The organism is Plasticicumulans acidivorans (genome assembly GCF_003182095.1).
GTDB lineage: Bacteria > Pseudomonadota > Gammaproteobacteria > Competibacterales > Competibacteraceae > Plasticicumulans > Plasticicumulans acidivorans.
This window is the reverse complement of sequence record NZ_QGTJ01000008.1, coordinates 14,323-40,514: the sequence shown is the minus strand read 5'-3', so window position 1 is coordinate 40,514 and position 26,192 is coordinate 14,323. Positions and strand designations below refer to the sequence as shown.

The window sequence follows — 26,192 nt, the reverse complement described above, 5'->3', positions numbered from 1 at the left end:
GGCGTGCCCGGCCTCAGTGGCGGGCGCCGAGATAAGCTTCGATCACCCGCGGATGATGAGCCAGCTCGGCGGCCGGGCCCTCCAGCGTGACGTCGCCGACTTCGAGCACGTAGCCGTAGTCGGCGACCTGCAGGGCGGCGCGCGAGTTCTGCTCGATCAGCAGCGTCGCCACGCCGCTGTCGCGCAGCCGGGCGATGACATGGAACACCTCGGCCATCACCCGCGGCGCCAGACCGAGCGAAGGCTCGTCGAGCATCAGCACCTTCGGGTCGCTCATCAGCGCGCGGCCGATCGCCACCATCTGCCGCTCGCCGCCGGACATGGTGCCGGCCAGCTGCCCGCGGCGTTCCCGGAGCCGCGGGAAGATGGCGTAGACGCTGTCCAGCGCCTCGCGGTGCGAGCGGCCGCGCCGGCGCCGGCGGTAGGCACCGAGCAGCAGGTTGTCCTCGACGCTCATGCTGGTGAACAGTTCGCGCTTTTCCGGCACCAGCGCCAGCCCTTTGCCGAGGCGCTGTTCGACGGCGTGATGGCCGATGTCGCGGGCTTCGTAGAGCACCTCGCCGTCCGCCTGGCCGTTGCTCGGCAGCGCCCCCATGATGGCGTTGAGCAGCGAGGACTTGCCGGCGCCGTTGGGGCCGATGACGGTGACGATTTCGCCGGCGCGCAGGCGGATCGAGGCGCTGCGCACGGCCTCCATCTTGCCGTAGCGCACGCTGAGCTGACGGGTTTCGAGCACGACGGCGCTCATTCGATGCCTCCGAGATAGGCCGCGAGCACCGCGGCATCGTTGCGCACCACCTCGGGCAGGCCCTCGGCGAGTTTGCTGCCGAACTCCATCACCACCAGGCGATCGGTCAGGTCCATGACGAAGTCCATGTCGTGCTCGACCAGCAGCACCGCCATGCCCTCGGCCTTGAGCTGGCGGATCAGCCCGGCCAGTGCCTGTTTTTCCTGCAGGCGCAGGCCGGCGGCCGGTTCGTCGAGCAGCAGCAGCAGCGGGTCGGAGCACAGCGCGCGGGCGATCTCGACGATGCGCTGCTGACCGAGCGCGAGGCTGCCGGCCGGCGTGTACATGTGCTCGGCCAGCCCGCAGCGGCGGATCTGCTCGGCGGCGAGGTGCAGCAGCCGCGCCTCCTCGTGGCGCTCCAGGTGCAGCGCCGCGGCCAGCGGCCCGGCATGGCCGCGCCGGTGGGCGCCGAGGGCGACGTTCTCCAGCACCGAGCGCTGCGCCAGCAGGTGCACATGCTGGAAGCTGCGACCGATGCCCAGCTCCATGATGCGGCGGGCACCGAGCCCGTCGATGCGCTCGCCGCAGAAGCGGATCGCGCCGCCGCTCGGCGGCAGCACGCCGCTCAGCAGATTGAACATCGTCGACTTGCCGGCGCCGTTCGGACCGATCAGGCCGACCACATCACCGGCGCGCAGCGCGAAGCTCATGTCCTTGACCGCCAGCAGGCCACCGAAGGCCTTGCGCGCGGCGTCGACGTCGAGGAGCAGCGAACCGGGCGCCGGTTTGCTCCGCCGCGCCAGCCCGGCATAGCCCGCGGGCGCGCTCGCCGGCGCCAGCGGCAGCGGCGCCGGCGGCTGCCAGCGCGCCCACGCGCCGGCCAGCCACGGCCACAGTCCCTGCCGCGCCCACAGCAGCAGCAGCACGATCATCACGCCGAACACCACCAGCTCGAAGTTGCCCTGGCTGCCGAACAGCCGCGGCAGCCAGTCCTGCAGCTGGCTCTTCAGGCCGGTCATCACCGCCGCGCCGAGGATCGCGCCCCAGACCTGGCCGATGCCGCCGACCACCGCCATGAACAGGTATTCGATGCCCATGTTCAGGCCGAACGGCGTGGCGCTGACCGAGCGCTGCAGGTGCGCGTACAGCCAGCCCGACAGACTCGCCATCAGCGCCGCCAGCACGAAGATCAGGATCTTGTACTGCGCGGTGTCGACGCCCATCGCCTCGGGCATGGTGCGACCGCTGGCCAGCGCGCGGATCGCCCGCCCCGAGCGCGAATCGAGCAGGTTCAGCACCAGCCACAGGCAGCCGCCGAGGCACAGCCAGATCAGCCCGTACATCGCCTCCGGCGCCGACAGGTCGAGCCCGAACAGCGCCAGCGGCGGGATGCCGGAGAGGCCGTCGTACTTGCCGAGGAATTCGAGCGTGCCAAACAGGTAATACAGCGACAGCCCCCAGGCGATGGTCGCCAGCGGCAGGAAATGCCCGGACAGGCGCACGGTGACGCTGCCGATCAGCGCCGCGCTCAGGCCGCTGACCAGCAGGCCCGCCGGCAGGCCAAGCCACGGCGAAACGCCGAGCACGCCGCTCAGGTACGCCGTGGTGTAGGCGCCGAGGCCGACGAAGGCCGCCTGGCCGAAGGAGGTCAGGCCGCCGATGCCGGTCAGCAGCACCAGGCCGAGGGCGACGATGGCGTACAGGCCGATGTAATTGCCGATGGTGATCCAGTACGGCGGCAGCGGCAGGAACGGGAAGACGAAGAACCAGGCGAACAGCAGCCACTGCAGTCTGCGCGTGTTCATGCGCCCTCCTCGTCGGTATGCACGCTGGCCAACGAGCGCCAGGCCAGCAGCGGAATGATCAGCGTGAACACGATCACCTCCTTGTAGGCGCTGGCCCAGAACGAGGCGTAGCTCTCCAGCAGGCCGACCAGCAGCGCGCCGGCGGCGGCCAGCGGATAGCTGGCGAGGCCGCCGACGATCGCCGCGACGAAGCCCTTGAGCGCCACGATGAAGCCGCTGTCATAGCCCACGGTGTTGAGCGGGCCGATGAGGATGCCGGCCAGCGAGCCGAGCGCCGCCGCCAGTGCGAAAGCCATGCGCCCGGCCTGCGCCGTGCCGATGCCCACCAGCTGCGCGCCGCGGCGGTTGACCGCGGTCGCGCGCAGCGCCTTGCCGAACAGCGTGCGCTCGAAGAACAGGTAGAGCGCCGCGATCAGGCCGGCGGCGACGGCGATCACCACCAGACTCTGGCCGGACATCAGCAGCGCGCCGAACTCCGCGCTCCAGTCGGTGAAGGCCTGCGTCGTCGAGCCTTCCGGGCCGAAGATGAACAGGCCGAGGCCGATCAGCGCGAAATGCACGCCGACGGCGACGATCAGCAGCACCAGCACCGAGGCCTCGGCCAGCGGCTGGAAGGCGACGCGGTAGAGCATCACGCCGAGCGGCACGGTGACGGCGAGCGTGAACAGGATCTGGCCGAGCATCGGCACCGCCGACCAGTCGAAGCTCTGCGCCAGCGCCCACAGCAGCAGCGGGTAGAACAGGTTCTCGCCGGCGCTCCACAGCAGCTGGCGGCGCGGCAGCGGCTTGTAGCGGCGCTGGCGCAGCGCTGCGAGCAGATCGACGGCAAAGCACAGCACGCCGACGCCGATCAGCAGCCACAGCAGGCGCGGGAACTGCCCGCCCTGCAGCGCGGCGAGCGTCAGCGCGCCGAAGCCGATGAACTCGCCCTGCGGCAGAAAGATGATGCGGGTGACCGAGAACACCAGTACCAGCGCCATCGCCAGCAGCGCATAGACGGCGGCGTTGGTCACGCCGTCCTGCGCCAGCACGGCAAAGATTCCGAAATCCATCGCGACCTCCTGGGCCGATCTCCTGGGGCGGGGCGACGCTCAGTGGCGCAGCACGAAGGCGTCGGCGAAGAAGCGCTCGGGCGGCAGACCGGCGCTGGCGGTGAAGTGACTGCGCGCGGCGTCGATCATCAGCGGATTGCCGCAGGCGTAGACCTCATAGGCGGAGAGGTCCGGCAGGTCGGCGAGCACGGCGGCGTGGACCAGGCCGCGCCGGCCCTGCCATTGCGGATCGGCCTCGGAGAGCACCGGGATCAGGCGGATGCCCGGATGCTCGGCCTGCCACTGCTCGACCTCGGCGACAGCGTAGAGGTCGGCGCGCTGGCGCCCGCCCCAGTACAGCACCGCGCGGCGGCGCGCCAGCTCGGCGCCGTGGGCCTTGAGCATCGCCGCGATCGGCGCATAGCCAGTCCCCGAGGCGAGCAGCACCACCGGCGCATCGCCCGGCTGCAGCGTGAAGGTGCCGAACGGCCCTTCGATGCGCAGCATCGCGCCGACCTTGAGCTTGTCGTAGGCATGCGTCGAAAAGCGCCCGCCCTCCATGCGCCGCACGTGCCATTCGATGACGTTGGCCTCATCCGGCGCATTGGCCATGCTGTAGCTGCGCCGCGCGCCGTCCTTGAGCAGCACGTCGGCGTACTGCCCGGCGCGGAACTGAAAGCCGCTGTGCTCCGGCAGCTGCAGGTGCAGCACGGCGACGTCGGCCGAAGGCCGTTCGACGGCGCTGACGCGGGCTCCGCAGCTGACCACGCGCTGGCCCGGCTCGCGCGGCACGCCGGGCGCCTCCAGCAGCAGGTCGCTGTCGGCCAGCGCGCGGCAGCTGCGGCAGCGCCCCGCCGCCACTGCGCCGCCGTCGGCCGGCAGTTCGAGGTGATGGAAACGGCCTTCGAGGACCGGCAGCTCGCAGCTGTTGCAGCTGCCTGCGCGGCAGCTGTGCGGCAGCCAGTAGCCGGCGGCCATCGCCGCATCGAGCACGGTCTGCCCCGGTGCGCATTCGAAGCTGCCGCCGTGCGGCGCCAGACGGATGAGGTGGTTCGGGTTCGCGGCCATCGGCTCAGCCCGCCTCGCTCATCGTTGGTATGGCGCGGATGGCGTCGTGCTCATGGCCCTTGAGCAGGTCGAGGGCGACATCGACGATCATGTCTTCCTGCCCGCCGACCATGCGCCGGCGCCCCAGCTCGACGAGGATGTCGACGGTCTTCAGCCCGTACTTGCGCGCGGCGACCTCGGAATGGCGCAGGAAGCTCGAATAGACGCCGGCGTAGCCGAGCGCCAGCGTCTCGCGGTCGACGCGCACCGGGCGGTCCTGCAGCGGCCGCACGATGTCGTCGGCGGCATCCATCAGCGTGTAGAGGTTGCAGCCGTGGTTCCAGCCCATGCGCTCGGCGGCGGCGATGAACACTTCGAGCGGCGCGTTGCCGGCGCCGGCACCCATGCCGGCGAGGCTGGCGTCGACGCGGTCGCAGCCCTCCTCGACGGCGACGATGCTGTTGGCGACGCCGAGGCTCAGATTGTGGTGGGCGTGGATGCCGGTCTCGGTCGCCGGATCGAGCACGTCCTTGAAGGCGCGGAAGCGCTCGCGCACGTCGTTCATCGACAGCGCACCACCGGAATCGACGACGTAGCAGCAGGTCGCGCCGTAGCGCTCCATCAGCTTGGCCTGCTGCGCCAGCGCCTGCGGCGTGGTCATGTGGCTCATCATCAGGAAGCCCACCGCCTCCATGCCCAGATTGCGCGCCGTCTCGATGTGCTGGCGGGAAACGTCGGCCTCGGTGCAGTGGGTGGCGACGCGCACGATGCGCGCGCCGGCCGCGTACGCGGCCTTGAGATCGTGCACGGTGCCGATGCCCGGCAGCAGCAGCGTGGCGACCTTGGCGTGACGCACCGCCTCGGCGACCGCCGAGATCCATTCGAGATCGGTGTGCGCGCCGAAGCCGTAGTTGAAACTGCTGCCCTGCAGGCCGTCGCCGTGGGCGACCTCGATCGAATCGACGTGGGCCTTGTCCAGCGCGCGGGCGATCTGCACCGCCTGCTCGACGCTGTACTGGTGGCGGATGGCATGCGAGCCGTCGCGCAGCGTGACGTCGGAGATATAGATCTTCTTCTCGGCTTGCATCGGAGTCTTCCTCAGGCGGTGGCGAGGATGCGGGCAGCCATGCGCTCGGCCGTGGCCTTGGCCGCCGAGGTCATGATGTCGAGGTTGCCGGCGTAGGCCGGCAGGTAATGCGCGGCGCCCTCGACCTCCAGAAAGATCGAAGTCTTCAGCCCGCTCATGCGCGCGCCGACGCCGGGGATGTTGATCGGCCGCGACGGCGGGATCAGGTCGAACTGCACCTGCTGCTTGAGGCGGTAGCCGGGCACGTAGCGCTGCACCTCGGCCGCCATCTGCGCCACCGAGGCGGCGATCTCGTCCTCGTCGGCGGGCGCGGACAGGCAGTAGACGGTGTCGCGCATCATCAGCGGCGGCTCGGCCGGGTTGAGGATGATGATCGCCTTGCCGCGCTCGGCGCCGCCGACCGCCTCGATCGCTTTCGAGGTGGTTTCGGTGAACTCGTCGATGTTGGCGCGCGTGCCGGGGCCGGCCGAGCGGCTGGAGATGCTGGCGATGATCTCGCCGTAGTGCACGCGGGCGACGCGGTTGACCGCCGCCACCATCGGGATCGTCGCCTGGCCGCCGCAGGTGACCATGTTGACGTTGAGCGCCTCGTCGTGCGCCGCGCCGTTGACCACCGGCACGCAGTACGGGCCGATCGCCGCCGGCGTCAGGTCGATCATGCGCAGCTGCGGCTTGCGCTCGCGCAGAAAGGCATCGTTGCGCACATGGGCGCTGGCGCTGGTGGCATCGAACACCAGGTCGATGTCCTCGAACACCGGCAGGCCGACCAGGCCCTCGACGCCTTCATGGGTGATCGCCACGCCCATGCGCGCGGCGCGCGCCAGGCCGTCGGACTGCGGGTCGATGCCGACCATCGCGCCCATTTCCAGACCCTGGCCGTGGCGCAGGATCTTGATCATCAGATCGGTTCCGATGTTGCCGGAACCGATGATCGCCACCTTCAGTTTGTTGCTCATGGGTGCTCCCTGGGCAGATTCGGGGTGAGCGCGCCCGCCGCGACCGTCAACGGCCGCCCGTACGGACTGGCTGGGGGGTTCGGGCTTAGGCGTCGCGGCCTATTTGAGAAAGACGACGCGGTCGAGCTTGGGCGAGCTGTGCAGGCTGACGACCTCGGCGGCGCGGCGTGCCAGCACCGCGCGCTGGTTGATGTAGCCCTTGTCGGTGATCTCGCCGGCGTCCATGTTCGGCGGCTCGTCGAGCAGCATCGCCCGTGTCGGACTCTGCGAAGAGCCGCCACCGCCCTCGGCCTTGAGCCTGCGCAACCCCTCGCGGATGTGCGCGTGCAGATCGCCGGTCGGCAGGTCCTTCGCCGCGGCGCTGGGGAAGATCAGCAGGCCGACTTCGTCGCGGTCGTGGCCGGTGACCACCACGTCCTGTGCATACGGTGCCAGCGCGGTGACCGCCCGCACCCGCAGCGTGCCGACCGACACCCAGGTGCCGGTGGTCAGCTTGAAGTCCTCGGCGACGCGGCCGTTGAAGACGATGCCTTTCTCCGGGCGCTGCGGATCGACCAGCAGGCCGGCGTCGCCGATCTTGTAGTAGCCGTCGTCATCGAAGGCCTCGGCGGTCTTGTCCGGGTTGTTGAGATAGCCCGGGAACACCTGCGGCCCCTTGACGCGCATCTCCAGCTTGTCGCCGTTGGGCAGGAACTTGATCGAGGTGCCGGCCACCGGCAGACCGATGCAGCCGGGCCCGTCCAGCCGCCAGTGCACGTTGGTCAGCAGCGGCGAGGCCTCCGTCGCGCCCCAGGCCGAGGTGAACCAGACCTTCTCGCCAAGCACCTTTTGCGCCGCCCGCTCCAGACGGTCCCAGGTCGACTGCGGCAGCGCCGCGGCGGCGTAGAACACCGCGCGCAGGCGGCCGAAAAAGTCGCGGGCGAAGGACTCGTCCTGTTCGAGGAAGGCGATCAGTGCATCGAAGCCGCGCGGCACGTTGAAGTACAGGTTTGGCTGCACCTCGCGCAGATTGCGCACCGACTTCTCCATCAGCCCCGGCAGCGGACGGCCCTCGTCGATGTAGAACGAGCCGCCGTTGCACAGCACCATGTTGAAGTTGTGGTTGGTGCCGAAGGTGTGGCTCCACGGCAGCCAGGAGACGATGACCGGCTTTTCCTCGCGCAGGAACGGCCAACTCTGCTGGATCTGCTGCTGGTTGGCGCAGAGCATGCGGTGGGTGTTGATGGCGATCTTCGGCCGCCCGGTCGAGCCCGAGGTGAGCAGGTACTTGGCGTGGGTGTCGGGCGTGATGCGGACGAATTCCGCCATCACCGCCGGCGTTTCGCGGGTGCGCAGCAGCTCGGCCAGCGTCAGGCTGCCCTCGACCTCGTAGGCGTTGTAGCTGAGCACCACCGGGCAGCGCACCGCGCTGGCGCGGATCGCCGAGCCGTACACCGCACCGTCGCCGGCATAGAGCACGCCCGGCTCCAGCTCCTGAATGATGGCGGCGACCTTGCTGTAATCCTTCGCCAGCCGCGAATAGGCGCTCGACACCGTCGCGAACGGCCGGCCGAGGTGCATCGTCGCCAGCATCAGCAGCGCCTGGTCGAGGCTGTTGTCGGACAGGCACACCACCGGCGCCTGCGGCGCGATGCCCAGATCGAGCAGCCCCTGGGCGATGCGGCCGACCTGCTCGCGCGCCGCCGCGTAGGTGAGCTTGACCCATTCGCCGTCGGCGTCGCGCTCGGCGAGGAACATCGCGTTCGGCGTGCGCTCGGCCCAGTACTCCAGCCAGTCGCCGATGCAGCGGGTGACCTCGCCGAGCGGCTCGGAACAGGCGAGGATGAAACCGCCGCGCGCCAGATCGATGCGGGTGACCCGCGGCGGGGCCAGCATGCCGGGATTATCGAAAAAGCTCATGTCGGCACCCTCCTACTGCAGCAGTTTCCAGCGGTTGTCCTCGATGGTGATCAGCACGCGGGCACCCTCGCCCAGACCGGAATGATCGGTCGTCGACATCGTGTCGAGGCCGTGCGTCAGCGGCTGGTCGCGGGTCTGCTCCAGCGCCGCGCGCAGCGCGCTGCGAAACTCCGCGCTGCCCGGCGCCAGCTGCGCGTCGACGCGCGCCACCGCCTGATCGAGCAGCAGGTAGGCGTCGTGGGCATAGGCGCCGAAGTTGTTGCGCGAGCCGGCGCCGTAGCGGCCCTCGTAGGCCGTCAGGTAGCGCAGCGCCACCGGCTTGCTCGGGTGATCGTCGGGCAGCTGCTCGGCCACCAGCACCAGGCCGGTCGGCAGGATCACGCCCTCGTCGGCACTGCCGGCGACGCGCAGGAAGTCGTTATTGGCGGCGCCGTGGGTCTGGTAGAACTGGCCCTTGTAGCCGCGCTCGCGCAGCGTGCGCATCGGCAGCGCCGCCGGCGTGCCGCTGCCGGCGATGAAAATCGCATCCGGCTTGCGCGTCAGCAGCTTGAGCGCCTGCGCGGTCACCGACTGGTCGGTGCGGCCGTAGCGTTCCACCGCCACCAGCTCGATGCCGTGCTGCATCGCGCGCTGCTCGACATCCTTCAGCCAGGCTTCGCCGTAGGCGTCGCTGAAGCCGATGAAGCCGAGCGTCCTGGTGCCGCGCCGGCTCATCTCCTCGAACAGCGCCGCCGACATCACCGCCACGCTGTGCGGCAGCGGGAACACCCAGGCGAGCTGCTTCGGCGCGAACGGCGCCAGCGCGATCTGCGGGATCTTCGCCTCGTTCGCCACTTCGGCGATCGCCAGCGAGGTCGGCACCGTGGTCGAGCCGATGATGGCGTCGACGTGCTCGGCGTCGGCGAAGCGGCGGGCGTTGCGGCTGGCCGCGGTCGGGTCCGAGGCATCGTCGAGCAGCACGTAGGTGACCGGGCGGCCGCCGAGTGTCGGCGGCAGCAGGTCGATGGTGTTTTTCTGCGCGATGCCGAGCGACGCGGCCGGGCCGGTCGAGCTGACGCTGACGCCGACGGTCACGCCCTGCGCCGCGGCGAGCGGACTCGCCCCGAGCGCCAGCAGCAGTGCCGCGGACAGACTGGCCAGGAAATGGCGGCGGTTCATGGGTTCAGGTCTCCTCAGTCCTCATGGGTGTCGGGAATCGACGGCCCCGTCTGCTGCGGGGCTCGTCGGTAAAGGCTTCAGCCGGCGCGGCACTCGACCGTGCCGAGGCCGGCGATCGCCAGCTGCAGGTGATCGCCGGCTGCCAGCGGGAACATCGGGCCGAGCGCGCCGGAAAGAATCACGTCGCCGGCGCGCAGCGGATCGCCGAGCTGCTGCATCGTGCAGGCGAGCCAGTGCGCGGCACGCAGCGGGTGGCCGAGGCAGGCCGCGCCGCTGCCGAGCGAGGCGCTGGCGCCGTTGCGGCGAAACTCCATGCCGCACAGCGCCAGCTCGACGGCGCCGAGCGGCCGCGGCTCCAGGCCGAGCACGTAGAGGCCGCAGGAGGCGTTGTCGGCGACGGTGTCGACCAGCGTCAGCTGCCAGTCGAGGATGGCGCTGTCGACGATCTCGATCGCCGGCAGGGCGTACTCCAGACCGTGCAGGAAGCGCCCCCAGCTCAGCGCCTCGTCGTCGAGGTCGCGGCCGACGACGAAGGCGATCTCGCCTTCGGCCTTGGGCTGGATCAGCCGGTCGCCCGGCAGCTCGGCACCGCTGAGGAATTCCATGTCGGCGAACAGCACGCCGTAATCGGGCTGGTCGACGCCGAGCTGCTGCTGCACCGCCCGCGAGGTCAGGCCGATCTTGCGGCCGACGCAGCGGCGGCCGGATTCCAGCGCCAGCGCGGTGTTGTAGCGGGCCACGGCATAGGCGGTCTCGGCGCCGTCGATGCCGAAGGTCTCGGATACGCGCGGGATGGCGCGGCGCGCGGCGCGGGCGTTACGCAGGGCATCGGCCGCTGCGATGATCGGGCTCTGGCTCATGTCGGTCTCCGCGGGGCAAGCGGGTGATGGCTGGGGCGTGGCGCTTCAGCGCTGCGGGTAGCGCGCGCGCAGCGCGCCGAGGCCGGCGGCTTCGGCGGCCAGGCAGTGCGCGTATTCGCGGTAGAGCTGGTCGACGATCTCGGCGGTGCTGGCGACGCGCTCGATGCCGCCGACGCCGTGGCCGGCCGACCAGACGGTCTTCCAGGCTTTCGGCGCGGCGACGATGTCGCCGGAGAAGTCGATCTTCTTCTCCTCGCGCAGCTGCTCGGCGCTGAAGCCGGCGCGCTCCAGCGTCGGCTTCAGCCAGTTGGCGAGCACGCCGGACACAGCCTTGCTCGCCACCAGATCCTCCAGCGCACTGCTCACCACCAGCTCGCGGTAGTCCGGCTCGGCCAGGCTCTCGGTGGCGGCGATGAAGCGCGTGCCGGCGAGCACGAAATCGGCGCCGAGCAGCTGCGCCGCGCGCAGCTCGTGACCGTGGCTGAGGCCGCCGGCCAGGCCGAGCGGCCCGGACCAGAAGCGGCGCACCTCGGCGAGCAGCGCGAACGGGTGATAGTGGCCGGTGTGGCCGCCGGCGCCCTGCGTCACCAGCACCAGCACGTCGGCACCGGCGGCGGCGGCCTTGCGCGCCAGGCTCGGGCTGATGACGTCGGCCATGACGATGCCGCCGTAGTCGTGCACCGTGTCGAGCACGCGCGCCGGGCTGCCGAGCGCGGTGGAGACGATGCTCGGCTGGAACTCGCGCACCAGCTCCAGCTCGGCGGCGAAGCGGTCGTAGCTGCTGTGCACGATCATGTTCAGCGCCCACGGCGCGGCGGCGGTGCGCGCCGCGATGGCATCGCGGGTGTGCTCCATCCACTCGCGCAGCACGCCGAGGTTGCGGGCGTTGGCGGCCGGATAGGCGCCGACAATGCCGGCCTCGGCGCAGGCGATGACCAGCTCCGGGCCGGACACCAGGAACATCGGCGCGGCCATCAGCGGCAGCGTACTGCGCGCGACGATGTCGAGAAAGGCCCGCTGGGCGGCGGTGAGCTCGCGTTCGGCGCTCATCAAGATCTCCTTTGGCGTGTCGGGGCGGCGTGTGGTCGTTGTTATCGGCGCCGTCGGGGGTGGTCAGCGGATCGGACGGATCTCCCAGCCGCCATCGCTCTGGATCACCGCGGCGGTGGTCGCGCGGCTGTTCTCGCGCGAGGCCAGCAGCACGTAATGACCAGCGTGATCCTCGGGCTGTGCGATCAGCTGCAGCGGCATCGAGGCGGCGACGTTTTCCTGGAAGTTCGGGATCTCCGACAGCCGCCGCTCCTGCTTGCCGAGGCTCTCGGGGCCGCGCAGCGGCGTCACCGTGCCGCCGGGGGCGACGCCGTTGACGCGCACCTCGGGGGCGAACTCGTAGGCGAGCTGGCGGATCAGGCCGAGGCCGGCGTGCTTGGAGGCGACGTAGAGCGGGCCGCCGCCGCCGGCGTAGAAGGCCGAGTTCGACAGCGTGAAGATCATGCTGCCGCGGCTTTCGCGCAGCGCCGCGGCGGCGGCGCGGGCCGCCAGCGCGTAGCCTTTGACGTTGACGCCGAAGATCTCGTCGAAGCCGGCGTCGAGTTCTTCCAGGCTCATCTTCTCCAGGCGGGTGAAGAAGTCCCAGACGCCGGCGTTGCCGACCAGCGTATCGAGCCGGCCCCAGCGTTCGAGCGTCAGCTCGACGGCGCGCTGGTTGTCGGCGCCGCTGCGCACGTCACCGCGGCTGACCACCACCTGCTCGCCGAATTCTTCGAGCAGATCGGCCGCCTGCTCGGCACTGCGCACCATCACGCCGACGCCGCGGCAGCCTTCGGCGAGAAAACGCCGCACCACCGCCCGGCCGATGCCGGAGCCACCGCCGGTCACCAGCGCCACATACCCATCGAGCCAGCCCATTGCCGCCGCTCCTTTAAAGGAAGGTGTTGAGGTTTTTGGCCATCAACACCGACTGCGTCATCAGGATCTTGCGGCGCACGATCTGGAAGCTGTCGCCGACGGCGCGCAGCAGATCCTCGCGCCGGCCGACCAGCAGGTCGTTGTCGCGCTCGACGCGGCTGCGGTAGTTGACGAAGCTGCTGTGCACGACGTACTCGCCGGTGCGTTCGCCCTGGTAAACCTCGACGCCGGAGATGACGTGGGCATGGCGGGTCGGCGGGTCCTCGGCCCAGGCCGAGGGCTGCTTGAAGCGGCTGACGCGGCGCGTCAGGTCGAGCCGGTTGTCGTTGTAGAGCGCACCGCGATCGAGCGCGTAGGCACCGAGCTTGTCGGCGCGGCGGCGGTTTTCCATCGTCGGCATCCAGTAGTGGATGTCTTCGGCCATCAGCGCCAGCCAGTCGTCCCAGCGCTCGTCATCGAGCAGGCGGGCCTCGCGGTACAGGAACTGCTCGATCCTGCGCTGGGTTTCGGCATCGACCGGAATCTCCGGCAGTCGGGCGACGGCGCTCATGCCTTCACCTCCATCGTCGCGACGTCGCGCTGCGGTACGCACCCCCAGCTCGGGGCTTCCATCAGATCGAACCAGCGCTGGTAGAAGGCGCGCTGATTGGCCTCGTTGATCTGGCCGCGATAGACGTTGCCGGGCAGCCCGGTGTCGGTCAGCCGGGTTTCGTGGCCGAGGCCGAGGTAGAGATCCTGCTGGCGGGTGACGAAGCCGCTGTTGGTACGGGTCGAGTATTCCCAGTTCTCGCCGTCGTCCATCTCGAACACGCCGGACGGGCTGAAGGTCATCATCGTGCCCTTGCGCCAGGCATCCTTGACCGCCTGCGGGGCGTTGCGGTTGACGAAGGTCCAGGTGTGCAGCTCGATCGCGCCGGGGCCGCGCGGGTGCCAGGTGCGGAAGGTGTTCTGCCCGGGCAGGAACGAGCTATTCGGAAACAGCGTGCACGAGGAGATCGCGCCGATCATCTTCGAGCGCAGCTCGCCGAGGCGCTCGGCGACCTTCGGCTGCAGCACGTAGAGATACTTCATGATCTCCTTGTCACCGAGGGTCGCGGCATTGCCGACGATGTCCTGGTTGAACTCCCAGCCGTGGCCGTTGAAGTTCACGTGGTAGGACTGCTCGGGGAATTTGTGCACCTCGGCCACCGGCCCGCCGACCATCGCCTTGGCGCCGGAGTCATGGGTCCAGCCGGCGTGCAGGATGTCGCCGACGAAGTTCTCCGAGGCGAACTTCCAGTTGCACTGGATCACCGACTTGACGCAGCCACCGATGAATTCGGTGCCGCCCTCGTCCATGTCGAAGATCGCGTCGAGGTAGTAGCGGAAGTCGCCGAGGTACTCGGCCAGGCTCGGCGCCTGCGGATCGAGCGTGGCGAAGATCAGCCCGCGGTAGCTGTCGATCTGCGCCACCGGGTGCAGGCCGTGCGCCGACTTGTCGAGCCCGCTTTCCTCGTAGGCCGAGGAGGCGTGCATGCCCTTGAGCGCGCCGTCGATGCCGAAGGCCCAGCCATGGTAGTTGCAGACGAACTGGCGGGCGTTGCCGAGATCGGCGAAGCAGACCTTGTTGCCGCGGTGCGGGCAGGTGTTGAGGAAGCCGCGCACGCTGCCGTCCTTCTGGCGCACGATCAGCACGTTGTCCTCACCCATGTAGGTCGAGACGTAGTCGCCGGCCTTGGGGATCTGCGACTCGTGGGCGACGAACAGCCAGCAGCGCGCGAAGATGCGCTCCAGCTCCTGCTCGTAGATGTCGCGGTCCCAGAACACGTCGCGCGACATGCGCCCGTGCTCCAGATCCATCAGCTGTTCGAGGTGCTCGACCGAGCGCCCCACCGGTCGCCGCTTGAGCCGCGGCTGCGTGTCGTTGGCGTTGCACATGCTTGCTGCTCTCCTCCTCTTCAGATGGCGTCAGCCGCCTCGTCTGCTTCCTGCTCGAGATCGACCAGTACCTCGTCGCCCTGCTCGATCACCTTGAACGTGCGCAGCGCGTGCTCGCACGGAAAACTCATCGCCTGGCCGCTGGGGATGTGGAAGGTGCCGTCGTGCACCGGGCAGGCGATGCAGTCGTCGTCGATGATTTCGCCTTCCGACAGCGAGGCGGTGGCGTGGGTACAGCCGTCCTGCGTCGCGTAGAAGCAGCCGCCGAGGTTGTAGACGGCGAGCGCCTGCCCGCCGCACTCGACCCTGCGCACGCAACCGGCGTCGAGGTCGCTCTTTTTGATCAGGAAAATCGGTTCAGCCATGGTTCTGCTCTCAGGCAAACAGTTGAACGAAGCCGAGGCCGGTGACCCACTCGCGCACCGCGGCGTAGTCGATGACCTCGCCGCGCGCGCCGGGCATCGCCCCCATCGCGCAAGCCCACTGGCGGATTTCCATGGCACCGTTGCCGCCGTGTTCGAGGATGTAGTCATCGCTCAGCGCCGCCATCGCCGACAGCTCGCCGCGGCAGGCGTAACCCATGATTTCGCGGTCGAAATCCTCGTTGACGCGGCCCATCTCGGCGGTGCCGACCCAGTGGCTGATGCCACCGCTGCCGATCACCACCACGCGCTCGTCGGCGGGCGCGGCCTCGACCGCGGCGCGGATCGCACCGCCGAGCTCGATGGCGCGCTGCATGCGGATGTAGGGATCGACGCCGGCGGCCAGATACACCGGGATGGTGCCGATCGACTGTCCCTGACGACGCACCGGGTCGACGATCAGCCGGTCGGGAATCGCCACCGCGTGATCGACGGTGAAGGCGCGCGCCACCGCCCAGTCGAAGCCGTTGGCATGGCCGTGCTCGGCGATGAAGCCGGCCAGCGCCTCGCTGGCCGGAATCGGCTGGCGCTTGAGGCCCGGCAGCACGTCGAGCGGGCCGTCGACGTCGCCGGTACCAATCAGGTACTGCGGCAGGCAGCCGGTGCCGAAATTGAAGTAATGGTCGGCACCGATGATCACCACGCTGCTGGCTTCGAGCCGGGCCAGGCGTGCGGCACATTCCTCGAACGCGCCCCACATGCGCTGGCGAATGTCTTCCGCCGGTGCCTGCGGGACCACGAACATCACCGGGTCATGCGGCACCAGAAAGCCGCCTACGATCTTTCCCACGACGGGCTCCTGAATTCGGGCTCAGTGCTTGAGCGCTGCAGAGAACACTTCGCCGCCGCTGTCCGCGCCGCGCAGCGCCTTCATGTAGGCGGCGGGGTGGCGGTCGGGGGCGTTTTCGGACCAGAAGCCGAGCGTCAGCATCGGGTTGACGCCGTGCTTCTGCATCGCGGCGACGTCGAAGCGGCGCAGCATGTCGCGCTCGTCCTCGGTCAGCGCGTAGCGGGCGAGCAGGCCTTCGAGGTCTTCCTTGAAGCGCTGCTTGACCGTGCGATCGACGCACAGCTGGTGCATCAGTTTTTCCAGCACATTGCGGCTCATCGTTGGCTCCCCCGCCTCAGGCGCAGAAATCGCGCACCAGCTGCAGGAAGCGGACGCGGTGCTCGGTCTGCACCCAGTGCCCGCACTGGCCGAACAGATGCAGCTCCGCGCGCGGAATCGACTGCGCCAGCAGGAAGCCGCACTGCGGCGGCACCACGCGGTCCTCGCGACCGTGCAGCACCAGCGTCGGCGCCTCGATCTTCGCCACCGAGGCCTGCGGGAAGCCCTTGACGATGGTCGGCCCCTCGGCGTTCGGCCGCGGGATCAGCTTGCGCAGCGCGTCCTGCGCGCCGGGCCGGGCGCTCGCCTCGTAGCGGCCGCGGACCATCTCCTCACTGATGATCGACTGGTCGAACGGGAACAGCCGCATCGTGCGTTCCATGTTCTCCAGCGTCGGCTCGTACTCCCAGGCCGAGCGCAGGCCCGGCGTCTGCTCGAACTCACCGGCCGGCGTGCCGAGCAGCACCAGGCGCTCGACACGCTGCGGCGCGTGCAGCGCCAGGCCGATCGCCAGTGCGCCACCGAAGGAGTTGCCGACGAAGGACGCCTTGTCGACGTCGAGCGCATCCATGATCCCGAGCAGATGCCGCACCCACAGCTTGATGTCGTACTTGCTGTCGGCCTTGAACTCGGTGAAGCCGAAGCCGGCGATGTCCGGCGCGATGACGCGGAAATGCTGCGCCAGTGCCGGCATCACGCCGGCCCAGTTGGTCCAGGCCGACACCCCCGGACCGGAGCCGTGCAACAGGAACAGCGGCTTGCCACTGCCCTGCTGCAGATAGTTGGTTCGATGCTCGGCCGCGAGCACGGTCTCGCCGATGCCGGGGTACTGGGTCATTGCCTCTCTCCTTCAGTACACATGTGTATGTGTATGGTATGGAAAAATTCTCAGAGCGCAACAACTTTTGATGCAGATCAATAAAATCGGCCGTCTAGCGATTTTGTTTAAGTTAAAAAACAATAACTTATTGTTGTTTAGCTGTGTTATGCATAGAAAACCTAATGCCACACACACAGACACATACACATGTGTACTGAGTTGAATCACTCAAACACAGCATCCGTACACACTTCCACAGCGACGCCGGTCCGTGCCGGAGGCAGTGCCGAGAAACACCGCACGACACCGGCGGGCGGCCCGCCACGGCCGGATTTCAGGAACGCTGCTGATGACCCGGCGGTAGCGATGCGGACGAATGCCGCCCCCCGGCCGAGGCGATGCCAGCAGGCGACAGTGCGATCAGGGAGGACAGCGATACAGCCACGGAACGAGTCCGGCAGCCGGCGCGCGCATCAGGCAAAGGAGCGCCTGCGGCGTACCCGCATGCTCAGGGCTCGCCGACGGTTTTCAGTACGGGAGGGAATGAATCAGGCGTGGCCGCGGCTGAGCCGCCGCCGGCACACTCCGCCAAGGCGGGCGAAACGGGGATTCAGCCGGTAACCGGCTGCAGCAGCAGCTGCTCGACGAAGGCGCGGCGCTGCTCGCGCTGGCTGTCGGTGCCCTGCCCGTGCATCAGCGACTCGCTGATCATGTAGCTGTAGAGCAGGAAGGCGCGCATGCCGGCATCCTGAAAACTGAAGCCGAGTGCGACGAAGCATTGCGCGACATAGGACAGGCGCTTGGCGTCGACCTCGTCGACCACCTGGCGCGCCATCTCGTCACGCCGCGCCCAGGCGCGGATCGCCAGCTCGATCGAGGCCGAGGTCGCCGCCGCCTTGCCGCGGAACGGCAGCGAGGCCAGCTCACGCACCAGCGCCTCGGGATCGGCACCGCTGCGCTCGAAACGGTTGATGATCTGTTCGGTGGCGGCGTCGCGCCAGGACTTCAGCAGCTGACGCAGCAGATCGTCGCGGTCCTGAAAATGCCAGTAGAAGCTGCCGCGCGTCACTTTCAGCCCTTTGGCCAGCACATCGACGCGCACGGCGTCGATGCTCTTGTCGACCAGCACTTCAGTCGCCGCTCTGATCCAGTCGGCGGGCGTCAGCTGCACCTTGCCCGCCGGGGCGGTGGACGCACCCGTCGATGACGAGCGGGAATCGGATCCAGACATCATGAAACCTGCAACAGCGAATGACGGCAGCGGCCGGCGAACGGCCGGGGCACGCGGATGCTCCGCGCCCCGACCGGAACAGGCGGTCACATGGTCGGACCACCCGACCAGCCGGAAGGTGTCAGCCTGCCACGAGACGGGGCGAGGTTCCAGCCATTGATGCAGTGCAGCGGCCGCCGCGGCCGCCAGCCACGCACCGCCATCGCCGGCTCAGAACTCCAGGCAGATCTTGCCGAAATGGCGATTGCTTTCCTGATAGCGGAAAGCGTCGGTGATCGCCTCCAGCGGGAAGCAGCGGTCGATGACCGGATGCAGGCCATTGGCGTCGATCGCGCGGATCATCGCCTGCTGCTGGCTGCGATTGCCGACCAGCACGCCCTGCAGGCGCAGCTGGCGCACCAGCGCCGCCACCACCGACAACTCACCGCTGAGGCCGCTGAGGATGCCGATCACCGAGATATGCCCGCCGATGCGCGCGGCGATCATCGATTGTTCGAGCGTCGCCGGGCCACCAACTTCGACGACGTGATCGACGCCGCGACCGCCGGTCAGGCGGCGCACGGTCTCGCCCCACTGCGGGTCCTCGCGGTAATTGATCAGGTGATCGGCGCCCATCTGCGCCATGCGCGCCAGCTTCTCGTCGCTCGACGAGGTGGCAATCACCGTCGCGCCGGCGAGCTTGGCGAACTGCAGCGCGAAGATCGACACGCCGCCACTGCCCTGCACCAGCACGCTGTCGCCGGGCTTGAGCTGATCGTCGGCCATCAGCGCACGCCACGCCGTCAGGCCGGCGGTGGTCAGCGTCGCCGCCTCGGTATGAGTCCAGCTTTGCGGCGCCCGCGTGAACGCCGTCGCCCTGGCCGTCACCCGCTCCCGTGCGTAACCGTCGATGCCGTCGCCGGGCACCGTGGCGAAGCCTTCGACCAGCGGCTCGCCGTCCAGCCAGTCAGGAAAAAACGTGCTGACGACGTGATCACCGACGGCGAATTCGCTGACGCCGGCACCGACCGCCACCACCTCGCCGGCACCGTCCGCCATTGGAATACGCGGCTCGCTCGGTCCCCACATGCCGCTGACGACGGCGAAGTCGTGATAATTCAGCGAGCTGGCATGCAAGCGCACGGTGATCTCGCCGGCCTGCGGCGCGGCCGCCGCGCACTCACCGACGATGACCTTGTCGTAACCGCCGCCCGGCTGGACGTAGATGGCTTTGCTCATGCTGTTCTCCTGGGTGGGCAATGTTTTTGTTGTGCGTTTCAGGCGACGGCCAACATGCCGCATCGGCGGCCGCAGCCCAAGCCGGCCACATGCGGCCCTGTCACGTGGCGCATACGGCTGACACGACGGCGCCGGATGAAACCCGCGCAATTCTCCCCGGCAGACTCAGGCGATCAGCCCCATCCGCCGCAGCCAGGCGGCATACCAGGCGGGCCAGTCCGCTGTCGGCGTACCCGCGCGCCCCATGCCGAAGCCGTGACCGCCGCTCGGCAGGCGATGCCACTCGACGGCGACCCCGGCGGCCGCGCACGCCTGCGCCAGCAGCGCGCTGTTGTGCGGATCGGCGACCGGATCGTCGTCCGCCTGCACCAGAAACACCGGCGGGCAGCCCGCACGCACGTGCGTCTGCACCGACCAGTCTGCCGCGCGGGCCGCATCGGCATGCGCACCGAGCAGCACACGCCGCGTCGCCGTGTGCTGGTAAGGCGGCTGCAAGGTCATCACCGGATAGATCAGCGCCGCAGCCGCCGGTCGCGCCGACAGCGCATCGAGCGCGTCGACGGGCGGATACGCGCGAAAGTCGGCCCGCATCGCCGCCAGACCCAGCAGATGCGCGCCAGCGGAAAACCCGAGCACGCTGAGCCGCAGCGGATCGAGCCCGTATTGCGTCGCGCGCGCCCGAATCAGCCGCAGGGCACGCTGCGCATCCTGCAACGGCGCCAGCGCCCCCGCGTTCCAGCCCTCGCCCGGCAAGCGATAACGCAACACGAACGCCGTGATGCCACGGGCCGCCAGCCAGCGCGCGGCCGGCCAGGCCTCGCTGCCCATCTGGATGCGTCGGTACCCGCCACCGCCGGCAACCAGCACGGCTGCGCCGTTGGCCTGCTCCGGCGCAAAGACCTCCAGCAACGGCGTGGCAATGTGGCGCATCGCACCGCGCGCACTGATCTCGACGGCTCCGTCCGGGCCACCGCCGCCCGGCGGCCTTGCCGGCCAAAGGTCGATGCGCGTCGCTAACGAGGCCGCCGGCAGCGACGGCGCAGGCACGCTGAGCAGCCCGGCGACCGCCAGCAACAGCTCTCGACGCGTCACAGGCAGCCCTCCGCTCAGTCCGACGATTGAGTGCTTTGCCACCTCGTCCCGCCGTCGCGTGCGCACGGTTGGCGGCAGCGCCGGTGTTACAGCGCAGCCACACAGCGCCTAGCCGTGCTTCCACACCTTGACCGAGGAGATGACGAGAATCGCCGCCAACACCGGCAGCAGCACGGTGCTCGGCACGATGCCCAGCAGCTGACCGCCGAGCCATGCCCCGATCAGGGAGCCGACCGCCATCAGCAGCACGAAGGACGGGTTCTGCCCCAGCACTGCGAAGCTACCGTCCCGGCTGTAGCGGGCAAAGCCGACGATCATGGTCGGCAGGCTCACCGCCAGCGACAGGCTGCCAGCCAGCTTGATGTCGGCACCGAACAGCAGGATCAAGGTCGGGATCAGCAGCTCACCGCCCGCCACCCCCATCAGCGAAGCCACCACGCCGATGCCAAAGCCGGCGACCACGCCGGCCACCTTCTGCATGACGCCGCTCAGCAGGACACTGCCCGCGGCATGCTCATGGCCAACGAGCAACACCAGCGCGATCAGCACCAGCAATACGGCCAAGATGCGATACAGCGTCCGGCTCTGCATCCTGGTGGCCCAGTCGGCACCCAGCCAGGCACCGAACAGGCTGCCGGCCAGCAGATTCACGACGATCGGCCAGTGAGCCAGCACCTCGTCGAGCGGGACCGCCTTGGTGCGAAACAGCAGCGCCGAGGCGACGACCACCAGACTCATCGCCTTGTTCAAAATGACGGCAGGTAGCGCAGTAAAACCGAACAAGCCGATCAGCAAAGGCAGGCGGAATTCAGCACCGCCCAGACCGACCAGACCGCCCAGCACGCCGATGACGGCGCCCCACGCCAACGCCGACACGAGCCGCGCGCTCGACGCAGCACTGCTAACGGAGTTCATCAATGGTTCCACGACAGGGCTTTCGCTAAGGCGCCGGGGGAAGCGCTGAACGGCCTCGCTTTTGCTGCCCGCGAACTGCACTGAACGAGGCTCATCAAGCCAGCATCCAGCCGATGCATGACATGCGATCGGGCGTCAGTCATTGGCGGAAGAGGTGTCCCCCACCGTAGCGTCTCGCGTCATCGCGTAACGTCGCTAGATTGCCAGCAACCCCGCGTAAACACAAGACTTCCACCGCGGTGATCGTCTCGGATGGTCTCGACTTATCGCGTAAGATCGCGTAATCTTAGGCGGGTTTTTAGGCGGGTGCGAGATATGCCACGAGTTGCGAAAGAACTATCAGCGTTGGAGGTGAAACGCCTCTCACAGCCGGGAATGTACGCCGTTGGGGGTGTTCCTGGGCTCCATCTTCAAGTCCTCCCCGGCGGAGGAAAAACTTGGCTGCTTCGGGTCACGGTCGGCGCGACCGCGGACGGCAAGCAGCGCCGCAGCGAGGTCGGCTTGGGCGGGTATCCGGCGGTGACGCTTCAGCAGGTCCGGGAGAAGGCGCGCGAGGTCCGGGAGAAGATAGCCCAAGGCATCGACCCGATAGCGGAGCGCAAAGCCGCGCGCTCCGCGCTGATGGCGAGCCGGGCGACTGAGATCACCTTCGAGGAAGCCGCCAAGCAGTACATCGCCGCGAAGTCGCCCGAGTGGAAGAACGCGAAGCACGCCCAGCAGTGGGGCAACACGCTGGAAACCTACGCCTTTCCCAAGATCGGCAAGCTACAGGTCCGCGACATCGACACGCCGCATGTCTTGGAAGTCCTCGAACCGATCTGGACCGTGAAAACGGAAACCGCCTCCCGCGTGCGCGGGCGCATTGAGGCCGTCTTGGATTGGGCGACCGTTCGCAAGTACCGCGACGGCCAGAACCCGGCCCGCTGGAAGGGCTACCTTGATTCAATGCTCCCGGAGCCCACGAAGGTGGCGAAGAACGGCAACCATGCCGCGCTGCCCTTCGCCGAAGCCTCCGCCTTCATGAAGCATCTGCGCAAGATGGACGGGACCGGCGCGCGGGCGCTTGAGTTCACCATCCTGACCGCTGCCCGCTCCGGCGAGGTACGCGGGGCAACGTGGGACGAAATCGACCTTGAGGCCCGCGTCTGGACGATCCCCGCCGGGCGAATGAAGATGGGCAAGGAACATGAGGTGCCCCTCACCGAGGATGCGGTGGCCTTGTTGAAGGCCCTCCCGCGGTTCGAGGACAACAACCTTGTATTCCCCGCGTCCCGTGGCGGCGAGTTGTCGGATATGACGCTGGCCGCGGTCATCAAGCGGATGCACGAAAGCGAGACGAAGGCGGGCCGCAAGGGCTACATCGACCCGAAGCAAGCCGACAAGAACGGCGACCCGAAGGTTGCCACCCCACACGGGTTCCGCTCGACCTTCCGCGATTGGGCCGCAGAACAGACCGACCACCCGCGCGAAGTCGCTGAAATGGCGCTGGCCCATAGCATCGAGAGCAAGGTGGAAGCGCACTACCGGCGCGGCAATCTTCTCCAGAAACGGCGGGCACTTATGGAGGATTGGGCCTCCTTCTGTCACCCGAAAAAGTAAAGTAAGCCGTTGATCTGATTGGAGTTATCGGCAGCGAACCGCTAGACGACTGTCGTCTTATTCGCTACTATTCCCCGTAATTGATCGCTGGAGACAGGGGGCGACGCCAACGAAGCGGCGTTGACCTGCCGGTATCTCCACAGGGACACAGGTTCCGGGGCTCTGCCCCGGCCCATCAGGGGTCCTCATCCGCTGTAGATGCAGCGGTGGCGTGAGAGTAGCCGCCCTTCGGGGCTTGCCGCTCCCGCCGCCCGCGCAGCCTACCCGGCCCGGTGGCGTGAGCTAAACGCTCAAGGATTCGCCACCATGAAACAAGAAACGATCCCGCTGCCAGCCTTGAAACAGGCTGTCGCCGAAGAACTCGCCCGCCGCCAAGAACGGCGCAACGCCCGCCCCACCGGCACCGCTCAATATCTGGGCGTCAGCCTCGCCACCCTCTGGCGCTGGCACGCCGAACGCCCCGACTTCCCCCGCGCTCGCAAGATCGGTCCCCGCGCCACCGTTTGGGACCTGAACGAAATTGATGCGTGGCTGAATGCGCAAGAGCAGTGAGGAGACGGACCCATGAAACCGAGCCTCACTGCGCAAATAGCTGCGCCCACCGAAGCCCGCCGCGCGTCCTACGTCGCTTGGCTGCTCCGTCTCGACCCTCTCCGCGTGTTCCCCGCCGGGCCTGAGTGCAACACCGAAGCCGATCAACACCTTGTTGATACGGTCCTTGCCCAGCTCGAAGAACTGACCGAGCAGGCCGCGCGCTCCTCCGACCGCTCGCCGCGGGCCGTCTGGTTCCGTCGCACCCTCGATCACTGCAACGAGGTGATGGGCGGCAAGGCCGATCCTGCCGACAACGGCTGGTTCGACAACAAGGCCGGGTATCGCCGCGGAATCTACCTGTTTCAGGAGGTCGCAGAATGATTGCTGACTTCCTCGACAACTACCGCCCCGGCGGGCCGTTCGTTCTCACGTCCATCGTCCCGGACGGGAAAACCGAGACGCGCACCTTCACCGACTCGAAGGAGGCGGAGGCGTGGGCCATTCGCCAGAACGAAAACAAGAACATCTACTTCCACGTCAATCGCACGCGGGGACCGCTGACGGCGAAGGCGAAGAAGGAGGACATTGCCGCCGTTGAATACCTGCACGTTGACATCGACCCGCGCACCGGGGAGGACTTCGAGCAGGAGCGCGCCCGCATCCTTCGCTTGCTGACTGCCGAACTGCCCAAGGGCGTCCCGGCTCCCTCGCTGGTGATCGACTCCGGCGGAGGCTTTCAGGCCTTCTGGCGTCTGGCGGAGCCGCTGAACATCGACGGCGACACCGACAAGGCCCACGAGGCCGAACGCTACAACCGGGCGCTTGAACTCGCCTTCGGTGCTGACTCGTGCCACGACGTTTCGCGCATCATGCGCACGCCGGGGACGATGAACTGGCCGAACAAGAAGAAGCGCGACAAGGGCCGGGAGCCGCGCGAGGCGGAGGTGTACAGCCGCACGGGTGCCACCTATCCGCTGACCGCGTTCAAGCCCGCCCCCGCCGTCAGCACGAAGCCCCGCGCTGCCACCGGGAAGGCATCCGCGCCCGTGCCCTTGGGCGAGGGTATGGGAATGGGCACGGAGGAGCTGCTAGCGTGGGCAAAGGCCAACGGCAAAACGCTCAAGGAATCGACCCTTGCGCGGATCGCCACCGGCGAGGACCCGCTTGATCCAGCCAAGTACCCCTCCCGCTCCGAAGCGTTGTTTGCTGTCTGCTGCGACCTTGTCCGGGCCGGGGCTGATGATGCGGTGATCTTCGCCGCGATCACGGACCCGAACAACAAGATTGCGGAAAGCGTGCGGGAGAAACCCCGCTGGCAGGCCTACGCCGCGGACCAGATCCAGAAGGCCCGCGCGAAGGTGGCCGAAGCCGCGCAGCTTCCGACTTGGGACCGCGTGAACAAGGACGGCGAACCGCGGGCCAGCTACTGGAACGCCCGGACGGCGCTGCTACTGATGGGCGTGGAATGCCGCTATGACAAGTTCCGCGCCCGCCACCTCGTGGGCTCCCATGAGTTGCAGGAGTTCGCCGGGGAGTTCTCCGACCACGCGGAGCGCATCTTGCGTGACGAGATCATCCGCCGCTTCGGCTTCGATCCGGGCGACATGAACACGAACAAGGCGGTGCTGTCGCTGTGTACGGAAAACCGCTTTGACTCGCTGATCGACCACCTCCATGCCCTCCCGGCATGGGATGGGAGGCCGCGCCTTGATTCCTGGCTGATCGACTTCTGCGGGGCGGAGGATAGCCCATACACGCGCGCCGCCGGGGCCGTGTGGCTGACCGCGGCAATCGCTCGCGCCTTCGAGCCGGGCCTGAAGTTCGATTACATGCTGGTGCTGATGGGAGGCCAAGGCGTGGGGAAATCGACCGCGCTGCGCATCCTCGCGGGTGATGAGTTCTTCTCTGATGCCGCCTTCCTTGGTGCGCGGGACGCCCGCGAAGTCTTGGAGGTGTCCTCCGGCGTGTGGATTCTCGAATGCGCAGAGCTGGACGGCATGAGCAAGAAGGACGTTTCAGCCCTCAAGGCGACGATTGCCCGGCAGGCCGATACCGGACGCCCGGCCTACGCGCGCAGCCCCGTCACGGTCCCCCGGCGCTTTGTCTTGGCGGGAACCACCAATGAGGAGCGTTTCCTACAAGACCCGACCGAGAACCGCCGCTTCTGGCCGGTCGCCGTGTCCCGTGTTGACCTCGAAGGCCTGCACGCCGCGCGTGACCAGCTCATCGCGGAGGCGCTGGCCCGCTACCGCTCCGGCGACTACGCGCTGACCCTCGAAGGGGAAGCCGCCACCGGCGCGAAGCAGGCGCAAGCGCAACGCCGCGTGGTTGACGAGGGATTCATGGAATGCCTCGAAGGAATGCGCGACGAAATCCAGCAATGGAAGGGCCAATGGATCGTCAAGACGGAGGCGGTCTACAACCGTTTGGGCATTCCGCAGAAGGACCGCAACGGCGGAGTACCCCGGAAGGTGAAGGAGGCGATGACGGCGCTGAGGTGGAAGCCAGAAGGCCCCGTGCGGATCGACGGGGAGCTGTGCCGCATCTACGTCTGGGCCGGGGACGGAAACCCGGCGGGCCTCGCTCCCTTCTGATGGGCGAGGTGCCAGAGTTACGCGAAAATGGGCGGGTTCCCCGTAACGGCCGGAAATCCATCAACGGGTGGACTTCCGGCTGTATTTTTTGCGCTCGGGTTACGCGATACGCGTCAATTCCTATTAGACCCTTACGCGTATACGGCGCGACGCCCTACGCCCACGGGTCGGGCGGGAGCCGGTCCCGGTTCTCCTCCCCTCCTGAAGTCTTTTACCTACTTTCCCCGTAACCGCGTAACGGAAAGCCGGGAAAGCCAGAAGCGT

25 protein-coding genes are annotated in these 26,192 nt (G+C 68.2%); 4 read left to right on the top strand and 21 right to left on the bottom strand.

What is annotated here, in order from left to right:
* Window positions 1-13 precede the first annotated feature (13 nt).
* The 21 genes from C7443_RS13900 to C7443_RS13800 form a co-directional block, all read right to left on the bottom strand.
* Entirely contained in the window at window positions 14-748 is a 735-nt protein-coding gene (locus C7443_RS13900) for an ABC transporter ATP-binding protein (RefSeq protein WP_110019226.1), read from the bottom strand.
* Window positions 745-2,532 (bottom strand): branched-chain amino acid ABC transporter ATP-binding protein/permease, encoded by a 1,788-nt coding sequence (locus C7443_RS13895; RefSeq protein WP_110019225.1) that lies wholly within the window; start codon window positions 2,530-2,532, stop codon window positions 745-747. The genes C7443_RS13900 and C7443_RS13895 overlap by 4 nt, the downstream gene beginning before the upstream one ends.
* The gene (locus tag C7443_RS13890; RefSeq protein ID WP_110019224.1) at window positions 2,529-3,584 is read right to left on the bottom strand and encodes a branched-chain amino acid ABC transporter permease; all 1,056 of its coding nucleotides are present in this window, start codon (window positions 3,582-3,584) and stop codon (window positions 2,529-2,531) included. The genes C7443_RS13895 and C7443_RS13890 overlap by 4 nt, the downstream gene beginning before the upstream one ends.
* A gap of 39 nt (window positions 3,585-3,623) precedes the next feature.
* Window positions 3,624-4,631, bottom strand: coding sequence for an FAD-binding oxidoreductase (locus C7443_RS13885; protein ID WP_110019223.1), 1,008 nt, complete (start codon window positions 4,629-4,631; stop codon window positions 3,624-3,626).
* A 4-nt stretch (window positions 4,632-4,635) separates the two neighbouring features.
* Window positions 4,636-5,697: a 4-hydroxy-2-oxovalerate aldolase gene (gene dmpG / locus C7443_RS13880; protein WP_110019222.1), complete on the bottom strand. Its 1,062-nt coding sequence runs from the start codon at window positions 5,695-5,697 to the stop codon at window positions 4,636-4,638.
* Window positions 5,698-5,708: 11 nt separating this feature from the next.
* Window positions 5,709-6,653, bottom strand: coding sequence for an acetaldehyde dehydrogenase (acetylating) (locus C7443_RS13875; protein WP_110019221.1), 945 nt, complete (start codon window positions 6,651-6,653; stop codon window positions 5,709-5,711).
* A gap of 99 nt (window positions 6,654-6,752) precedes the next feature.
* On the bottom strand, window positions 6,753-8,552 hold the full coding sequence (locus C7443_RS13870) for a feruloyl-CoA synthase (RefSeq protein WP_110019220.1): 1,800 nt from the start codon (window positions 8,550-8,552) through the stop codon (window positions 6,753-6,755).
* A 12-nt stretch (window positions 8,553-8,564) separates the two neighbouring features.
* Window positions 8,565-9,710 carry an ABC transporter substrate-binding protein gene (locus tag C7443_RS13865; protein WP_110019219.1) on the bottom strand — a complete coding sequence of 382 codons (1,146 nt, stop codon included), beginning with the start codon at window positions 9,708-9,710 and terminating at the stop codon, window positions 8,565-8,567.
* A gap of 77 nt (window positions 9,711-9,787) precedes the next feature.
* The gene (locus tag C7443_RS13860; RefSeq protein WP_110019218.1) at window positions 9,788-10,570 is read right to left on the bottom strand and encodes a 2-keto-4-pentenoate hydratase; all 783 of its coding nucleotides are present in this window, start codon (window positions 10,568-10,570) and stop codon (window positions 9,788-9,790) included.
* Between the two features lie 45 nt (window positions 10,571-10,615).
* Window positions 10,616-11,620 (bottom strand): NAD(P)H-dependent flavin oxidoreductase, encoded by a 1,005-nt coding sequence (locus C7443_RS13855; protein WP_110019217.1) that lies wholly within the window; start codon window positions 11,618-11,620, stop codon window positions 10,616-10,618.
* Between the two features lie 63 nt (window positions 11,621-11,683).
* Window positions 11,684-12,478 (bottom strand): 3-(cis-5,6-dihydroxycyclohexa-1,3-dien-1-yl)propanoate dehydrogenase, encoded by a 795-nt coding sequence (gene hcaB / locus C7443_RS13850; protein ID WP_110019216.1) that lies wholly within the window; start codon window positions 12,476-12,478, stop codon window positions 11,684-11,686.
* A gap of 13 nt (window positions 12,479-12,491) precedes the next feature.
* Complete coding sequence (locus C7443_RS13845; RefSeq protein WP_110019215.1) at window positions 12,492-13,028, bottom strand: 3-phenylpropionate/cinnamic acid dioxygenase subunit beta; 537 nt, start codon at window positions 13,026-13,028, stop codon at window positions 12,492-12,494.
* Window positions 13,025-14,395, bottom strand: coding sequence for an aromatic ring-hydroxylating dioxygenase subunit alpha (locus C7443_RS13840; protein ID WP_110019214.1), 1,371 nt, complete (start codon window positions 14,393-14,395; stop codon window positions 13,025-13,027). Before C7443_RS13840 ends, C7443_RS13845 begins: the two co-directional genes overlap by 4 nt.
* 20 nt (window positions 14,396-14,415) lie before the next feature.
* Entirely contained in the window at window positions 14,416-14,760 is a 345-nt protein-coding gene (locus tag C7443_RS13835; RefSeq protein ID WP_110019213.1) for a non-heme iron oxygenase ferredoxin subunit, read from the bottom strand.
* A 10-nt stretch (window positions 14,761-14,770) separates the two neighbouring features.
* Window positions 14,771-15,607 (bottom strand): DODA-type extradiol aromatic ring-opening family dioxygenase, encoded by an 837-nt coding sequence (locus C7443_RS13830; protein WP_110019212.1) that lies wholly within the window; start codon window positions 15,605-15,607, stop codon window positions 14,771-14,773.
* A gap of 21 nt (window positions 15,608-15,628) precedes the next feature.
* Window positions 15,629-15,925 (bottom strand): extradiol ring-cleavage dioxygenase, encoded by a 297-nt coding sequence (locus C7443_RS13825; protein WP_246004670.1) that lies wholly within the window; start codon window positions 15,923-15,925, stop codon window positions 15,629-15,631.
* Between the two features lie 16 nt (window positions 15,926-15,941).
* A complete protein-coding gene (locus C7443_RS13820; RefSeq protein ID WP_110019211.1) occupies window positions 15,942-16,763 on the bottom strand; it encodes an alpha/beta fold hydrolase in 822 nt (273 codons plus the stop codon).
* Between the two features lie 592 nt (window positions 16,764-17,355).
* Window positions 17,356-17,916: a TetR/AcrR family transcriptional regulator gene (locus tag C7443_RS13815; RefSeq protein ID WP_246004669.1), complete on the bottom strand. Its 561-nt coding sequence runs from the start codon at window positions 17,914-17,916 to the stop codon at window positions 17,356-17,358.
* A gap of 270 nt (window positions 17,917-18,186) precedes the next feature.
* A complete protein-coding gene (locus C7443_RS13810; RefSeq protein ID WP_110019209.1) occupies window positions 18,187-19,194 on the bottom strand; it encodes a zinc-dependent alcohol dehydrogenase family protein in 1,008 nt (335 codons plus the stop codon).
* Between the two features lie 165 nt (window positions 19,195-19,359).
* Window positions 19,360-20,286: an alpha/beta hydrolase gene (locus C7443_RS13805; protein WP_110019208.1), complete on the bottom strand. Its 927-nt coding sequence runs from the start codon at window positions 20,284-20,286 to the stop codon at window positions 19,360-19,362.
* 108 nt (window positions 20,287-20,394) lie between these two features.
* Window positions 20,395-21,201, bottom strand: a complete 807-nt coding sequence (locus C7443_RS13800) for a sulfite exporter TauE/SafE family protein (RefSeq protein ID WP_110019207.1) — start codon at window positions 21,199-21,201, stop codon at window positions 20,395-20,397.
* Window positions 21,202-21,516: 315 nt separating this feature from the next.
* Between C7443_RS13800 and C7443_RS13795 the strand changes: the two genes are divergently transcribed.
* The 4 genes from C7443_RS13795 to C7443_RS13780 all read left to right on the top strand — a co-directional run bounded on the left by C7443_RS13795 (window position 21,517) and on the right by C7443_RS13780 (window position 25,928).
* Window positions 21,517-22,800 (top strand): tyrosine-type recombinase/integrase, encoded by a 1,284-nt coding sequence (locus tag C7443_RS13795; protein WP_110019206.1) that lies wholly within the window; start codon window positions 21,517-21,519, stop codon window positions 22,798-22,800.
* A gap of 306 nt (window positions 22,801-23,106) precedes the next feature.
* Entirely contained in the window at window positions 23,107-23,352 is a 246-nt protein-coding gene (locus C7443_RS13790) for a helix-turn-helix transcriptional regulator (protein WP_109919057.1), read from the top strand.
* A gap of 12 nt (window positions 23,353-23,364) precedes the next feature.
* Complete coding sequence (locus C7443_RS13785; RefSeq protein ID WP_110019204.1) at window positions 23,365-23,715, top strand: hypothetical protein; 351 nt, start codon at window positions 23,365-23,367, stop codon at window positions 23,713-23,715.
* The gene (locus C7443_RS13780; RefSeq protein WP_110019203.1) at window positions 23,712-25,928 is read left to right on the top strand and encodes a VapE domain-containing protein; all 2,217 of its coding nucleotides are present in this window, start codon (window positions 23,712-23,714) and stop codon (window positions 25,926-25,928) included. The genes C7443_RS13785 and C7443_RS13780 overlap by 4 nt, the downstream gene beginning before the upstream one ends.
* Window positions 25,929-26,192: the final 264 nt, after the last annotated feature.

What these genes read in the sequence shown, in the direction of transcription:
- C7443_RS13790 (WP_109919057.1), top strand. Translation starts at nt 23,107, where the DNA reads ATGAAACAAGAAACGATCCCGCTGCCAGCCTTGAAACAGGCTGTCGCC.
- C7443_RS13860 (WP_110019218.1), bottom strand. Translation starts at nt 10,570, where the DNA reads ATGAGCCAGAGCCCGATCATCGCAGCGGCCGATGCCCTGCGTAACGCC.
- C7443_RS13875 (WP_110019221.1), bottom strand. Translation starts at nt 6,653, where the DNA reads ATGAGCAACAAACTGAAGGTGGCGATCATCGGTTCCGGCAACATCGGA.
- C7443_RS13900 (WP_110019226.1), bottom strand. Translation starts at nt 748, where the DNA reads ATGAGCGCCGTCGTGCTCGAAACCCGTCAGCTCAGCGTGCGCTACGGC.
- C7443_RS13800 (WP_110019207.1), bottom strand. Translation starts at nt 21,201, where the DNA reads ATGAACTCCGTTAGCAGTGCTGCGTCGAGCGCGCGGCTCGTGTCGGCG.
- C7443_RS13840 (WP_110019214.1), bottom strand. Translation starts at nt 14,395, where the DNA reads ATGTGCAACGCCAACGACACGCAGCCGCGGCTCAAGCGGCGACCGGTG.
- C7443_RS13890 (WP_110019224.1), bottom strand. Translation starts at nt 3,584, where the DNA reads ATGGATTTCGGAATCTTTGCCGTGCTGGCGCAGGACGGCGTGACCAAC.
- C7443_RS13845 (WP_110019215.1), bottom strand. Translation starts at nt 13,028, where the DNA reads ATGAGCGCCGTCGCCCGACTGCCGGAGATTCCGGTCGATGCCGAAACC.
- C7443_RS13865 (WP_110019219.1), bottom strand. Translation starts at nt 9,710, where the DNA reads ATGAACCGCCGCCATTTCCTGGCCAGTCTGTCCGCGGCACTGCTGCTG.
- C7443_RS13810 (WP_110019209.1), bottom strand. Translation starts at nt 19,194, where the DNA reads ATGAGCAAAGCCATCTACGTCCAGCCGGGCGGCGGTTACGACAAGGTC.
- C7443_RS13870 (WP_110019220.1), bottom strand. Translation starts at nt 8,552, where the DNA reads ATGAGCTTTTTCGATAATCCCGGCATGCTGGCCCCGCCGCGGGTCACC.
- dmpG (WP_110019222.1), bottom strand. Translation starts at nt 5,697, where the DNA reads ATGCAAGCCGAGAAGAAGATCTATATCTCCGACGTCACGCTGCGCGAC.
- C7443_RS13825 (WP_246004670.1), bottom strand. Translation starts at nt 15,925, where the DNA reads ATGAGCCGCAATGTGCTGGAAAAACTGATGCACCAGCTGTGCGTCGAT.
- hcaB (WP_110019216.1), bottom strand. Translation starts at nt 12,478, where the DNA reads ATGGGCTGGCTCGATGGGTATGTGGCGCTGGTGACCGGCGGTGGCTCC.
- C7443_RS13820 (WP_110019211.1), bottom strand. Translation starts at nt 16,763, where the DNA reads ATGACCCAGTACCCCGGCATCGGCGAGACCGTGCTCGCGGCCGAGCAT.
- C7443_RS13835 (WP_110019213.1), bottom strand. Translation starts at nt 14,760, where the DNA reads ATGGCTGAACCGATTTTCCTGATCAAAAAGAGCGACCTCGACGCCGGT.
- C7443_RS13885 (WP_110019223.1), bottom strand. Translation starts at nt 4,631, where the DNA reads ATGGCCGCGAACCCGAACCACCTCATCCGTCTGGCGCCGCACGGCGGC.
- C7443_RS13785 (WP_110019204.1), top strand. Translation starts at nt 23,365, where the DNA reads ATGAAACCGAGCCTCACTGCGCAAATAGCTGCGCCCACCGAAGCCCGC.
- C7443_RS13780 (WP_110019203.1), top strand. Translation starts at nt 23,712, where the DNA reads ATGATTGCTGACTTCCTCGACAACTACCGCCCCGGCGGGCCGTTCGTT.
- C7443_RS13895 (WP_110019225.1), bottom strand. Translation starts at nt 2,532, where the DNA reads ATGAACACGCGCAGACTGCAGTGGCTGCTGTTCGCCTGGTTCTTCGTC.
- C7443_RS13855 (WP_110019217.1), bottom strand. Translation starts at nt 11,620, where the DNA reads ATGAGCGCCGAACGCGAGCTCACCGCCGCCCAGCGGGCCTTTCTCGAC.
- C7443_RS13795 (WP_110019206.1), top strand. Translation starts at nt 21,517, where the DNA reads ATGCCACGAGTTGCGAAAGAACTATCAGCGTTGGAGGTGAAACGCCTC.